This window comes from Microbacterium sp. GXF6406, from assembly GCF_054798215.1.
The window spans coordinates 117,238-131,454 of sequence record NZ_JBSJZH010000005.1 but is presented as its reverse complement, the minus strand read 5'-3'; the positions used below and the strand labels follow the sequence as shown (position 1 = coordinate 131,454).

Below are 14,217 nucleotides of genomic sequence, written 5' to 3'. Positions count from 1 at the left end.
TGACGAACTATGTTGCCAGATCGCTACTCGAAGCCGGAGGATTCAGACCCCACCTACACCCTCGATTGCGATGAGCCCCATAACCCAGGGAAGAGTTCTCCAGGTACCAGCCGGAGAACGCCGCGACTCGGGTGCGCACGGTCGACCCATCGGCCGACAGGGCCTGCATCGCTTCGCGCAGGAGCGCGCCCCGCTTGCCGGTGAGACGGTCCACACTCAGAGGAAGCGCATCGCCGTGCCCGAGGCCTCGGCCCGCCAACCGAGAAAGGAAACGCAGAGCGCCGAGCCGGTCGCGCAGCATCGGCGCGTCACGCAGCATCGCGTCGATGTGTCGCTCGGCGTCATCCCAGAACGTCTTCACTCCGGCGAAGTAGACATCCGAACGGGCCATCTGCACACCGCCGAGATTGATGCGCGTGAACACCTCGAGCACATCCAGCGGGGTCTCCAACTCTGCGGTGAGCACCGGCACGGAAGGCTCGGACCATGCACACAGCAGCCGCCGCAAATTCTTCGTCGCGATCGCGTGCTCCTGATCGCTCTCAGCGGGGCGCACCTGCGGGTCGATGCTCGTGAGGACGTCATCGATGGTGCTCTCGCTCACATCGACCACGGTGAGATCCGGGTGGTCAGCGACCCAGGAGTTCCAACGCGAAAGATCGATCAGGCGCTCGCGCTGCTGCTCGAAAGCATCCTCAGCCTCGTCCTGCACTCCCGACATCTCGGTCTCATCGGTGGAGAGCGGAGGCCGGTGCGCGATGTGCGGAAGCGCACGTGTGCGCCGGCGCCGTCCGAGAGCCGGTGCGGGTGCCGGGCGCTCGAGGAACACATCGAGGAAGAAAGTGCCGTACCCGCCCTGATCGGTGAAAAGACACAGGAGCGCATTGATCCGCTGCTGACCATCGAGCACCTGCCAGGAGCCTGCGCGAGCGTCGCGGGGAACGCGGATGTTCTGCCCTTCCCCGTAAGCGAGTTCACGGGTCCCCTCGGCGACCGTACTCAACAGGATCGCGCCGATCGGATACCCCGCCAGGAGCGAATCGAGCAGATGCATCATCCGCACCGAATCCCAGACCTCATCCCGTTGAACGAGCGCAAGATTCCACCTATCGGTGTCGCTCACCCGTCTGCGAACCAGTTCGGACACGGGCACGACGCGGTCGACGGGCTCTACCGTCACGATCCCCGCGGCGAGTGAAGGGTCAGTCATGCCCCCGATCATGGCACCTCGGCCCCGCCAGCCGATGCGCGCCGGTGGTGCGGCTTCATATCGTGACGGATCGGATGCTGCAGAGCGCTCGCCCGCCCCGCAGCATCCGGTCAGTGCCTGTTGCCGCTCATCGGCGGAACGTCACATCCTGCGGGAAGAACGTCCGGCGTCCGAGCTGCTCCTGAACCTGGCGGTACGTCTCCGGATTCAGTCCCCGCGAGGCGAGTGCCGCTGCGCGGGCCGGATAGTCGAAGACCTCCGGCAGTCCGCCGTTCTCGAGCAGTCGCAACGCCTGGGCGCGAACCATCGACCCCGGGCTGACGAACCCGTGCGGCTCATAGGCGAACAAAGCCTCGCACCACGCGCGAGCCTCGCCGCGGGAGAACCCCGCCCAGGCTCCGTCGTCGACCGTGGTCTCAGCATCCGGCGACGTCAGAGCATCCTGCACACTCTCCTGCACGGCGCGACGCGACGCGGCGAAACGTGGAGCATCCGAATCCTCCGGCCATCCGCCAGCATTCAGATCGGTGTTGATGTTCATGAAAAACCCCTTCCGAGGAACGGGGCGGCGCTTGCAGCGCCGACCCATCGACTTGCCCGAACACGATTGCGTCGGACCGGTTCTTCCCCTGGGGCACCCCGCTCGATGGAGGAGGGTTGCCGTGCAGCCGGCCAGGTACCGAAAGGCTGCAACTCGTGAACCTGATCAGAAGGTAGCAGAAGAGGGTGACATTTTGTCCCGTCAGGAGTTCGCGAGCTGCGAGATGCGGCCGCGGGATACGCCGAGGATGGCTGCCGAATCGGTGACCGAGATGCCGGCGGAGCGGAGATCACGTACGACCTGACGTGATCGGCGAGCGGCGGATGCCGCAGCTTCGGAAGCCGCGATCGTTGCCGCGCGAGCTTCCGCGATTTCGGTGCTCAACGGGCCGAGATCAGCGATCACCTCGATGGTCCATGACGAATGGTCGACGTCAGGCTCGATCGTGTCGAAATAGTCCCGCACCTGCTGCTCCGCTCGATCCAAAGTGCCGATCTGGGTGAGAGCTTCGCCATCGAGGCGGAGCTCCCAGCCCTTCTCCCAGCGGTGGGCGGTGATGGTCGCGTTCATTTTTCTCCCTTGAGCCACGAGCATTGTGCAATTTACCCTCCCTAAATTCAACTGTTCAGTCGGCTGAACAGTTGAAAGTCTGCGCCCGGAGGGCTGTCGCCCCGGGTGTGCAGCACTGCAGTGGTGGATAGCGCGGCAGCAGGTCTTTTTCGTGCAGAGGCGGTTCCGTGGAGACCAGGGGAGCCCACCCGATACCGTCGTCCGTGATGACCTCTTCCGCCCCTTCGCCCCAGCTGCGCCGCGCACGCGTCGGCGTCGCGCTGCTCTTCCTGACGAACGGGGCGCTGTTCGCGAATATCCTCCCGCGCTATCCCGAGATCAAGTCTTCGCTCGAGATGGATGCCACCACCTACGGCATCGCGATCGCGGCCTTCCCTGCGGGCGCGATGCTCGCGGGTCTCGCCGCGGCGGCGTTCATCCGCCGTTTCGGGTCGGCGAAGGTCGCGGTGGTCGGCACGATCCTCACGAGCCTCGGCATCCTCGCGGCGGGCCTCGCCCCGTCGATGCTGCTGTTCGCCGTCGCGCTGCTCATCGGCGGAGCATCCGATTCCGTCACCGACGTCGGGCAGAACGCGCACAGCCTGCGCGTCCAACGCGGCTACGGCCGCTCCATCATCAACTCCTTCCACGCGATCTGGTCGATCGGCGCGGTCCTCGGCGGGTCGATGGCGGCCGGTGCCATCGCGATGGGCCTTCCCCTCGGCATCCATCTCACGGCATCCGCGATGATCTTCTGCGTCGTCGCGCTCATCGCCTATCGTCTGTGCCTGCCGGGGCGCGACGAGCAGACCGATGAGGATGCCGTCGCCGACGGACCCGAGATCAGGGATGCCGTGCGCCGCGGCCTCACGCCGCGAACCGTCTTCGTGATGGCCGCGCTCGTTCTGCTCGCGATCGCCGGATGCATCGTCGAAGATGCCGGGATGTCATGGGCGACGCTGTACCTGTCGACATCGCTCGACGCGCCGACCGTGATCGCCGCCACCGGATACATCGCCCTCGTCGGCGCGCAGTTCATCGGCCGGATCCTCGGCGACGGATTCGTCGATCGGTTCGGGCAGCGCGCTGTCGCCCGGGCCGGGGGAGTGCTCGTCGCCCTCGGAATGGGACTGGCGCTGGCCTTCCCGAGCGTCGCCGGCACGATCATCGGCTTCGCCGTCGCCGGATTCGGAACCGCAACCCTGATCCCCGCCGCCTTCCAAGCCGCCGACGAACTGCCCGGCCTCCGCCACGGCGCCGGCCTCACGATCGTGTCGTGGCTGCTGCGCCTCGGCTTCCTGCTCTCCCCACCATTCGTCGGATTCATCGCCGACAACGCCGGACTGCGGATGGGACTGCTCATCGTGCCCGTGGCCGGCGTCGTCGCGATCGTATGCGCGGGGGTGCTGGCGGGGCGGGAGCGGCGGGCGTAAGTCTCTGAAGCGCCGCCGAACCCCAACGTCCGAGGCCGTCTATACCTTCGAAGCATGTCGACGATGACCCTGCTGCACGAGGCGATGACCCGCCTCGATGAGGTGTGGGCCGACGCCGCCGAGGCGACGGGACTCTCCCGCCAGCAGCTGATCGACGCGAACGATGCGATCGGGATGCTGCGGCGCCGACTCGACGGTCTGCAAGCCGAGATCGCGGCGGGAATCGCGCATGAATCGCGTCCCGAACTGGGGCCCGAGAGCCTCGCGAAGCAGCAGGGCTACCGAAGCCCGGCGAAGCTGATCGCCGCAACGACCGGAGTGTCGACGGGCGACGCCTCCCGATTGGTCGCTGTGGGCGAGGCCACGGCACCGCGCGCCGACCTGCTGGGCGCCCCGCGGCCCGCGAAATATCCGCTGGTGCGTCGAGCGCTCGCCGCGGGCGCCATCGGCGCGCAGGCCGCATCGCTCATCATCTCGCTGCTCGACCGGTGCCGCATCGCGGCCGGAGCCGAGCGCATCGCTGACGGTGAGCGGATGCTGGTGGAGAGCGCCGCCGGAATGGCGCTCGACGACGTGAGAAAGCTCATCGTGCGCGCCGAAGCCCAGCTCGACCCGGGCGGCGTCGACGAACGCGGCGAACAGCAACGGGCCCAGCGCTCGCTGACGATCTTCGAACGCGACGGCATGGCCCACATCAATGCCCGGCTCGATGTCGAGACGGCTGCGCCGATCATCACGGCGATCCGCGGGTATGTCACAGCCGCATTCGCGGCGCGCAAAGACACACCCGATGAGAATGCCCCGGATGCTGACCGCCGCACGGTCCAGATGCTGCAGGCCGATGCGCTCAGCGTCCTCTGCGCGCACGCGATCGGATGCCAGTCCGAGAAGCTGCCGCTGTCCGGCGCGACGGTCATCGTGCGCATGAGCCTCGAAGACCTCGAAAGCGGCACGGGATCCGCGACGATCGACGGAATCGACCAGCCCATCAGCATCGGGGCGGCGCGGAGAATGGCCGCCGGCGGAGGCGTCATCCCCTGTGTGCTCGGCGGCGACAGCGAAATCCTCGACTGGGGTCGCGAGAAACGGCTCTTCACCCGAGCGCAACGGCTCGCGCTCGTCGAAAGAGACGGCGGATGCGCGATGTGCGGCCTGCCGCCCGAGATGACCAAGGCCCATCATCTCCGATGGTGGAAACGCGACCGAGGGCGAACCGACCTCGACAACGGGGTGCTGCTCTGTGAAACCTGCCACCACCGCATCCACGACAACGGATGGGACATCCGAATAGACGGTGTCGGCACGACGGCGCGCGTCTGGTTCATCCCGCCGCCATATGTCGACGCAGCCCGCACGCCGCGACTCGGTGGGAGGGCACGGTTCGATGCCGCGGCGTGAAAGCGGACAGGAAGAGCATCGCCGGCGAGCCCGGGGCGAAACACCGATTGTCCGGGCCGTACGCGGTCTCCACAAGAGCAGTGCTCGAGCAGGCATCCGAGTGCCCGGCGAACTACTCTCTCCAGCATGCAACTCGGATCATTCGCGGACATCGTCACCGCACTCACGGCGATCGGGGCACTCATCGCAGCCGTTCTCGGAGCCCGCCACGCCAAACAGCTTTTCATCGTCGAAGCCAACCGCGACGAACACGCCGCAGAACGAGAGCGACAGAATCAGGCGAGCAAAGCCTTCGCCTGGGTCGCGTCGCGTATCGGGGCGGATGCCACGACATACGGCGTCGTCGTCGTGAATTCCTCGGAGCAGGCCATCTACGACGTCGAGGTTCGCGTCGCCGGCGCTAAGGGCAACGAGAGGACGCCCATCACGCTGACCGTCCTGCCTCCCGGTGCCTATTACCTCGGCGAGAGCAGCGAATCGTACGGGTGGGAGTTCGCCTCGCGTCTGCGCTCCTTCGACGACGAGATCCGACCGGTGACGAAATCCAAGCAGCGGGGGATCACTGCGATGACCTTCCGCGACAGCTCGAACCTCACCTGGGGCCGTGATCGCGAAGGAAAGCTCTTCTCCGTCTCGGCCTGAACATCGGCCTCCGGGACGTCTTGCCGAGCGATAGTCAACGATATATCGTTAACGTCCACTCGCAAGCGACCCGGAGGTCATCATGAACGACGCAACCAACAACCCGTTCGGCAACGTCTTCGGCGCCGGCATCGCCGGCGCTAACGGCCCGGCATCCGCGATCCTTGACGCCATGGACCAGCTCCGAAAGTCCTTCGAGCAGCGCACCGGCGCACCCTCGCGCATGGCCCGCGGCGACGTCCGCACCGCCGTCATCACCCTCCTCGCCGAAGCGCCCATGCACGGCTACCAGATCATCAACGAAATCGCCGAACGCTCCGGCGGCGCCTGGAAGCCCAGCGCCGGATCCGTCTACCCGACCCTCCAGCTCCTCGCCGACGAAGGCCTCATCGTCGCCGAAGAGCAGAACGGCCGCAAGACCTACTCGCTCACCGGCAGCGGCCGCGAAGAAGCCGAGATGGCAGCCGAGAAGCCCGCCCCCTGGGAAGCCTTCGCCGGCCGCGAGAGCAACCCGCTCACCGCGCTCCCGAAGGCCGGGCTCGATCTCGCCGGCGCCACCGCGCAAGTGGGGCGCACCGGCACCCCCGAACAGGTCACCGAGGCCATCGCCGTGCTCGATGACGCGCGACGTAAGCTGTACGCGATCCTGGCCCAGGACTGACCCGAGGAGCGCGATGGATGCCGCCGCAACAGCCTCCCCGCACCGTGCGCGCTACCGCCGGATCCTCGCCTTCGCCTCACGGCAACTGATCGAACTCTGGTGGTTCGAACTCGTCCTCCCGCGACTCGGACTCACCCGCCTCGCCGCCCGCAACCGCGTGCGCCGGCTGCAGCGCCTCGCCGAACGGTTCCACGTGCTCGCCGTCGACCTCGGCGGACTCATGATCAAAGTCGGGCAGTTCCTCTCCTCGCGACTCGACGTCCTTCCGCCCGAGGTCACCGCCGAACTCGCCGACCTCCAAGACGAAGTGCCTGCGGTGCCGTTCGAGAAGATCCGGGCCCTCGCGGAAGCAGAGCTCGGCGTGGCCCTCGAGCGCGCATACGCGTGGGTCGACGAGACCGCGCTCGCCGCGGCATCCCTCGGCCAGGTGCACCGGGCACGCCTCTCGGCGCGCGACGCCGTCGACACCGGTCTTGCGAACGTCGTCATCAAGGTGCAGCGCCCCGGCATCGACGAGATCGTCGCCGTCGACCTGGCAGCCCTCCGCCGCGTCGCCGGCTGGTTGAAGCGCGTGCGCATCGTCTCCGACCGGGTCGACGCCCCGGCCCTCGTCGAAGAGTTCGCCCAGACCAGCATCGACGAGATCGACTACCTGCACGAGGCGGCCAACGCCGAACGGTTCCGCGAGAACTTCGCCGGCTCCGACCGCGTCGACGCCCCCGAGATCGTCTGGGAGCGAACCACCCGCCGCGTCCTCACCCTCTCCGACGTCACCGCGATCAAGATCAACGACACCGCAGCCCTCCACCGTGCCGGCATCGACCCGGCCGCCGTCGCGCAGGGCTTCGCCGAGGTCATGTTCGACCAGGTATTCAGCCACGGCTTCGTGCACGGCGATCCGCACCCCGGCAACGTCTTCGTCACGCCGATCGGCGACACGGGCCGGTGGCGGTTCACGTTCATCGACTTCGGGATGATGGCCGAAGTCCCCGCCTCGTTGCGCGACGGTCTGCGCACGTTCCTCATCGCGGTCACCTCGCGCGACAACCGTGGCCTCGTCGTCGCGGCGCAGCAGATCGGCGTGCTGCTGCCCTCCGCCGACACCGTCGAACTCGAACGTGCCCTCGCCGCGCTCTTCGCCCGCTTCGGCGGCATGGGCTTCGCCGAGCTCGCCCAGGTCGACCCCCGCGAGTTCAGCGACTTCGCCGCCGAATTCGGCGGACTCGTGCGCACCCTGCCGGTGCAGCTGCCTGAGAACATGCTGCTGCTGTTCCGCGCTGTCTCCCTCACGAGCGGGCTGTGCAGCAACCTCGACCCCTCATTCAACGTGTGGGATGCCGCCGAGCCCTATGCCGCACGTCTCATCCGCGACGAGAGCGGAAACATCCTGCAGGAATTCGCCCGGCAGGGCGCAGAGACGCTCGGCGTCACCTGGCGTCTGCCGCAGCGCATCGATGACGTCATCTCTCGCGTCAACGACGGCACGGTCTCGTTCGACACCTCCCGCCTCGACCGACGCCTCGACGTGCTCATCCGCATCGGCCGCCGAGCCGTCGCCGCAGTCCTCTTCGCCGGACTCCTCATCGGCGGTGCCGTCCTCGTCGATGCGAACCCGACGCTGGGAACCGTGCTCATCGCGTGCTCGGGCCTGCCCCTCCTCTATGCGCTGTTCTCCGGGCTCCGACGGCGCTGATCGTGCACGTCACCCCGGCGCGAGGGCTTCCGACCGAGGCACCACCCGCGCATCCTGAAAAGCGATCGTCGCCACGATCCCGGCGAGCAGGATCAGCTCGAACAGATTCGTGACCGCGCCGCTGGGCACGGGGATCGGCACCGCGCTGCCCGCCACCATCACGACCGTCACGACCGTCAGCCACGGCCAGCGCATCCGCACCCACACGCCGATCCCCGCGGCCAGCAGCGCGGCGGCGACGACGAGAACCATGGCCGGCGGCCCCGCCGGTGCGCTCGCATCGCTGTAGCTGAGAACCCCGAATTCCCCAGACGGAGAAAGGTCGAGGGATGCTGCGCCCATGACGACCTCGTAGACGATGAGCGCGACCGTGAGCGCGACCGCGATGACGAACGCGGCGACGGTGCGGGCGAAAGCCACGCCGGCCCGCGCCAGCACATGCCAGGCGACCAGCACCAGCAGCGGAGTCACGAAGGCGTGCAACCAGAATCGCAGCGCATTCGCCGACTCGAGCCCGGCGCCTTCGCCGATGAACGAGCCGAGCCCGATCACGAGGTTGTCGTAGATGAGCGCCACCAGCACGAGAGCTACCGCATCCGAGACGATCAGATATCCGCGCCGGGCGATGAGTACCACGCACCACACGAACAGCCCCAGATAGACCGCCGCGAAACTCAGGAACAGTATCGTGTCCATGCTTCCTCCTCAGCTCATCCGTCTGGGTGAGCTTGCGGTCGAGTGAACGTCTTCATGCCCCGAGACTAGGTTCCAGGCGTCGTGCGCGACTGCCCCTTGACACGGCGCCCGCGGCGCGGCCTGACGGTTTGTCCACAGGTCCGCGCTCATGGTCGCGAGCACGCTACAACCCGGATAGGCTGGAAGAGAAGTTTGCGAAGGTTCTGTGCATAAAGCACGGACCGAGCCGTTGCGGATAGTCGGGTGTGGGACCCAGGGGGGCCGTGCGGCAAGGCCGAGCAGCGACGACCATTCCGCAGACGTCAACCCGCTCAAGGACGCCGACCCGAATCGGCATCCGCATCTCGTTTCCCCGACCGAGGATCAATACCCATGCCCCGCAGCTCCTTCATGCTGTCCCCCCTCCATCGCGCTCGCACCGCGGTGACCGCCTCCCTGTGCCTCGCCGCCCTCGCCGTGCCGATGGTCGCGTCCCAGGGAACGGCCGCGGCCGCGACCGCCCTCCCGGTCTCCGATGAGTACCGCCCCGCGGCATCCATCGGCTTCCACGACTGGACCCGCGACGGCTCGGCCCGCGCCATCCGCGACGATCTCACCGGCGACCTCGGCGCCATGGTCGAATTCGCCCAGATGTCGACGGTCGACGCGACCGGCAACGCCGACAACGACATGCCGATGCTCGTCGCCGACCGCGTCGCGCTGCTCATGGTCACCCCGACCACCCCGGTCTCCTCGCTCAGCGCCGACGTCTTCGTCAAGGGCGAGAAGAAGGGCACGCTGCAGCTCGCGCACCCCAACCTCCTCCCGGCATCCGACCAGAACTACGACAACCGCGGCTCTATCGCCTACTCGCTGCGCGCGTGGTCGGCGGAGATCCCCGGCGAGTGGATCATGCCGGGGATGACGCTCACGATCACCGACGGCGCCGGCACGCAGGGCACCGTCGACGAGATCGAGATGTCCGCTCCCAAGGAGATGGTCATCAACAACATCCGTCTCGGAATGCTCACGGATGCACCGGTCGCCCACGTGCACCGCTTCATCAACGACCCGGTCGACGCGGCGACGGACTACTTCCAGACCATCCCGATCGCGAAGCTCACGATGGCCCAGTACGAGACCGTCAAGCTCGACAAGGTCATCGTCGGCACCGGCGACATCTACACGGTCTCCAACCCCGACCCCTCGATCGGCTCGGTCTACGCCGGCACGATGCGCGAGAACGTCGGAAAGGCCCAGGTCTCCACCGGAATCAACCTGGCGACCTGGGGCATCACCAGCTCGCAGATGAACCAGCGCCAGCCCGGCAACACCAATCAGCGCGTCATCCACCACTCGGCCGGTCTGTACATGCAGAACGGCAAGGGCGAGTCCGGCGGCCCGTTCGTCGCCGTGCACGGCCTCTCGGGCGGAAACGGCATGGCCACGCTGACCAGCTCCACGGGCAACGAGCTCAGCCACGAGCTCGGCCACTCCTACGGTCTCGGCCACTACCCGGGCATGGACACCACCAAGACCGGTGATGACATCATGCGCGTCGCCGTGCACCACATGGACTCCGGCTGGGGATACATCCCCTACCGCGGCGTCATGCGCTCGAACCTGAGCACCAACGCCTACGACGAGAACCGGGTCATCTACGGCCACGCATTCGGCGAGAACCTCAAGGGCCTCTACAACTTCAACACCGACACCATGTCGGGCGGATGGGACGCGAGCCCCATCTCCGAGTACACCCACATGACGGGTCACTCGCTGCGCATCACGCAGAACAACCTCAAGAACCTCGTCGCCGACACCGACTACCCCAGCGGCTACCGCAACTGGGACCCGGTGGAGGGCTGGGTCGACGCCAAGGTGCTCGACCCCGAGTTCGACCTGCTGCGTCCGGCGAAGGTCGGCGTCCCCACCTTCAGCATCCTCGGCGGGTACAACCCGGCCGACACGAAGCAGACGCTCATCTACGACGCGTTCCGCTCGAACTACGGCGTGACCTTCGACCTGCCCCAGGTCGACACGAGCGTCGTCTCCGACGAGCGCGTCTGCTGGCTCGAGGTCACCTTCGACGGCGGCGCAACGAAGAACATCGAGATCGACGCGACCGACGGCGTCAAGCAGGTCAACGTGAACATCGCCGAGGCCGACCGCCCCACCGGTGCTCAGATCGCCTGCCGTGTCGACGGCAAGACCACCAAGCTCGGCAACAAGATCACCATCGCCACCGACCTCGAGCCCATGACGGCGGCCGTCGTCGTCGGTGGGGAAGCGGGCTTCGAGACCCTGCGCGCCGAGGAGCTCGCCGAGCTCCAGCCCACGCTCGAGGCGCTCTCGGGAGACAACGCCCCGGTTCTCAGCGCGAACGACATGATCGTGCTGCGCGGCTGGGCCGATGACCTGTCGAAGCTGTCGTCGAAGGCGCGCACCGTCGCCGAGCGGATCCTTCAGCTCGAGCAGGATGCTGCCGACGTCGAGGCCTATGTTCTCGAGCACGGCGGCACCGATGTCAACGCCAGCGACCTTCCCGAGCTGGTCTCGTTCCTGAAGGAGCGCGGCTACGTCGGCGAGGACGGATCCATCCTTCCGAAGGCTCAGACGGTCACCGTCGACAAGACCGCCTGCCTGTACGTCGACGAGGCCGCGGCCCTGCGCATCGACTCCGACAAGGACTGCGCCGACAACCGCACCGAGACGTGGTTCGTCGATGTGGCCAATCGCATCCACAGCGGATCCGAGCCCGGTCAGTGCATCACGTTCCGTTCTCCGATCGGCATGGCCGACTGCACGCTCAACGACATCAACCAGCGCTGGATCTTCCGCGACGACTCGACCGTCGGCCGCGCATCCAACCCCGGCAGCATGATGGACTACAACCGCAACACGAAGTACGTCACGCACTACCCGCACTACGCCACGGGCAACCAGGTCTGGACGACGTTCGAGAAGGACAGCAACCCGCTGTTCGCCTACATGAGCGCCGCGGGCATGGAAGCATTCGTCGGTGACGGAGTCGCCCATGACGACACGGCCGAGGGCGGCAACGGCGACGGCGAGAACACCGAGGAGCCCGTCGAGGGCGGCATCGAGGATGCGTTCCCCGAGCCGACGGATCCGGTGGTCGACCCGACCGAGCCCGTCGACCCCGCCGTTCCGGGCGAGGACGACCAGCCGGTCGACGAGCAGCCGGTCGAGGACGAGGAGCCCGCTGAGGGCGGTCTGGAAGAGGCGTTCCCCGAGCCGAACCAGCCCGGGGAGCCGGCGGCTCCCGCCGACGAAGAGCCGGTCGACGACCCGACCCACGAGGACCACAACCACGATGGTGACGACCACGACCACGCCGGTGAAGCCGGCGAGGGTGCGCAGGGTGGAGACACCGCCACCGGTGGTCTGGGAACGGGAGTCGGTGCTGCTCCGAACGAGCTCGCCCTGACCGGTAGCGCCACCCCGTGGATCGCTCTCGGATCGGCGCTCGTGCTGCTGCTGGCCGGAGCATCCGTTCTGCTGGCGCGCCGCTCGCGCCGCGCCTGATCACGGTATGACGAGAAGCTCCCCGGAGGATAACCTCCGGGGAGCTTCTGTCGTTCTGGCAGGGAACGCGGTGCCGGCTCAGCGGCGTCGGTCGCGCTGAGCGGCGAGGCGGATGGGCGCATTCGCTCCGCCGTATCCGTCGTAGTCGCCGCGCCGCTCGACCACCTCGAAGAACACTTCGCCGATCGTCCGTGTGTAGAAGTGGATGAATTCGCCGGCGGCATCGCGGTCGTAGAGCAGATCGAGTTCGCGCAGCGCCGTGAGCATCTCGTCGTCGAGACCGAAGCGGGCCTGCAGGTCGTCGTAGTAGTTCGCCGGGATCCGCAGGTGCTCGAGGCCGCGGGCCCGGGCCCGGCGCGCCGCCGTGAAGATGTCGTCCGTGCGGACGGCGATGTGGCGGTCGGGCGTCGGCGCCGTCGGGGGAGCGAGGTTGATCGGCACCCGAACGGCCCCGTCGGGCGTGCGCATCACCTGGCTGCGGATCAGCCCGCGGGGCCCGGGAACATCGGCGGGCGGGTCGGCGCGCAGCGCCACCGCGCTGGAGAGGAAGAGCACCGCCTCATCGAACTCCTGCCAGGGATAGGCGAGGTTGATGTGGTCGATCTCGCCCTGCAGCCCCTCGGGGGCGGCTGTGCCGCCGCCGAACTCGCCGCGCCAGGAGGAGCCGTCCGGGCTCGAGCTCCAGAACACCTGGGTGCCATCGGGGGAGGCGACGCCGCGCAGGTCTTCCTCGCCCTCATACGTTCTCCGGAATATACGCGGCGACCCGAGTGCGAGCGCTCGATCGACGGCGGCTGCGGCATCCGTCACCTGCAGTCCGAGCCCCGACAGCCGAGGGCGGGAGTCGCGCACCTGCTCGTTGAGGATCACGCGTGCATCACCCGCGCTCCACAGGCGCACGGGCTTTGAGCGGTGCCGCCCCTCGAAGGTGAATCCGAGCTGTGCGAGCAGCTCATCGACGTCGGCGAGATCGGCGCCGGCCACCTCGACGAAGTCGAGCTTCTGGGTGATGGGCGCATCGCCCAGGCGCCCGTCGGACCAGTCGTTGGCGGCGGCCGTGCGGTCGGCGAGCCACACCAGGGAGCGGTGCGCGTGGGCGGCTGTGCGGCCGGTCTCGGTCTGGCGGAACGTGTCGTTGAACACTTCGAGAGACCAGGGGCCCGAGTATCCGGCTCGCACGACATGGGTCATGAAGTCGACGAGGTCGAAGTCGCCCTCGCCGGGGAAGAGCCGGTGGTGGCGGCTCCAGCTGAGCACGTCCATGTCGAGAGCGGGGGCATCCGCCAGCTGCAGGAAGAAGATCTTCTCGGCCGGTATCGTCTCGATCGCGGCGGGGTCGTGGCCGAGGGAGAGGATGTGGAAGCTGTCGAGGCAGATGCCGAGATTGGGGCGATCCGCGCGGCGAACGATCTCCCAGGTGCGCCGGTAGTCGTTGACGTATCGGCCCCAGGCGAGGGCCTCGTAGGCGAGTCGGATGCCGTGGACAGCGGCCCGGTCGGCGAGCTCGCCGAGCTGGCGGGCGGCCACCTCGTCGTCGTCGATCGTGGCGGTTCCGACATTGCTGCACACGAGCATGAGGTCGGTGCCCAGGCGTTTCATGATCCGGAACTTGGCTTCGGCGCGTCGCAGGGTGTCGGCGAAGGCGTCGTCATCGACGCCCTCGACATCGCGGAACGGCTGGAACATGTCGATCCGCAGTCCGAGACGGTCGCAGAGGGCGCGGATCTCCTCGGGGGATTCGGATGCGGCGATGAGATCGGCGTCCATGATCTCGATGCCATCGAAGCCCGCTTCGGCGCAGGCGTGGATTTTTTCGACGAGTCCGCCGGAGAGGCAGACCGACGCGATTGAGGTGCGCATGCGTGTGAA

At 67.5% G+C, this 14,217-nt stretch carries 11 protein-coding genes and 1 riboswitch; of the genes, 6 read left to right on the top strand and 5 right to left on the bottom strand.

The window, feature by feature from the left end; genetic code table 11:
* Positions 1–7: 7 nt before the first annotated feature.
* The 3 genes from ACWAUG_RS05050 to ACWAUG_RS05040 form a co-directional block, all read right to left on the bottom strand.
* Entirely contained in the window at positions 8–1,210 is a 1,203-nt protein-coding gene (locus ACWAUG_RS05050) for a DUF262 domain-containing protein (protein ID WP_460801683.1), read from the bottom strand.
* 127 nt (positions 1,211–1,337) lie between these two features.
* Complete coding sequence (locus tag ACWAUG_RS05045; RefSeq protein ID WP_298040581.1) at positions 1,338–1,751, bottom strand: hypothetical protein; 414 nt, start codon at positions 1,749–1,751, stop codon at positions 1,338–1,340.
* Between the two features lie 43 nt (positions 1,752–1,794).
* Positions 1,795–1,912, bottom strand: a riboswitch (SAM riboswitch).
* 40 nt (positions 1,913–1,952) lie between these two features.
* Positions 1,953–2,321, bottom strand: a complete 369-nt coding sequence (locus ACWAUG_RS05040; RefSeq protein ID WP_298040582.1) for an antitoxin HicB — start codon at positions 2,319–2,321, stop codon at positions 1,953–1,955.
* 206 nt (positions 2,322–2,527) lie between these two features.
* Between ACWAUG_RS05040 and ACWAUG_RS05035 the strand changes: the two genes are divergently transcribed.
* From ACWAUG_RS05035 to ACWAUG_RS05015, 5 genes are all read left to right on the top strand, one after another.
* On the top strand, positions 2,528–3,733 hold the full coding sequence (locus ACWAUG_RS05035; RefSeq protein ID WP_460801681.1) for an MFS transporter: 1,206 nt from the start codon (positions 2,528–2,530) through the stop codon (positions 3,731–3,733).
* A gap of 54 nt (positions 3,734–3,787) precedes the next feature.
* Complete coding sequence (locus ACWAUG_RS05030) at positions 3,788–5,131, top strand: HNH endonuclease (protein WP_460801679.1); 1,344 nt, start codon at positions 3,788–3,790, stop codon at positions 5,129–5,131.
* A gap of 126 nt (positions 5,132–5,257) precedes the next feature.
* Complete coding sequence (locus ACWAUG_RS05025) at positions 5,258–5,773, top strand: hypothetical protein (RefSeq protein WP_460801677.1); 516 nt, start codon at positions 5,258–5,260, stop codon at positions 5,771–5,773.
* Positions 5,774–5,855: 82 nt separating this feature from the next.
* Positions 5,856–6,434, top strand: coding sequence for a PadR family transcriptional regulator (locus ACWAUG_RS05020; protein WP_460801676.1), 579 nt, complete (start codon positions 5,856–5,858; stop codon positions 6,432–6,434).
* Between the two features lie 13 nt (positions 6,435–6,447).
* Positions 6,448–8,127, top strand: a complete 1,680-nt coding sequence (locus ACWAUG_RS05015) for an ABC1 kinase family protein (RefSeq protein WP_460801674.1) — start codon at positions 6,448–6,450, stop codon at positions 8,125–8,127.
* A gap of 9 nt (positions 8,128–8,136) precedes the next feature.
* On the opposite strand, the gene ACWAUG_RS05010 is transcribed toward ACWAUG_RS05015, so the two are convergent.
* A complete protein-coding gene (locus tag ACWAUG_RS05010) occupies positions 8,137–8,823 on the bottom strand; it encodes a hypothetical protein (RefSeq protein ID WP_460801672.1) in 687 nt (228 codons plus the stop codon).
* Between the two features lie 372 nt (positions 8,824–9,195).
* Here ACWAUG_RS05010 and ACWAUG_RS05005 point away from each other — a divergent pair, with 372 nt between their 5' ends.
* Entirely contained in the window at positions 9,196–12,348 is a 3,153-nt protein-coding gene (locus tag ACWAUG_RS05005) for a M66 family metalloprotease (protein WP_460801671.1), read from the top strand.
* 78 nt (positions 12,349–12,426) lie between these two features.
* Here the strand turns inward: ACWAUG_RS05005 and ACWAUG_RS05000 are convergent, their stop codons facing one another.
* Positions 12,427–14,208: a TIM barrel protein gene (locus ACWAUG_RS05000; protein WP_460801669.1), complete on the bottom strand. Its 1,782-nt coding sequence runs from the start codon at positions 14,206–14,208 to the stop codon at positions 12,427–12,429.
* Positions 14,209–14,217: the final 9 nt, after the last annotated feature.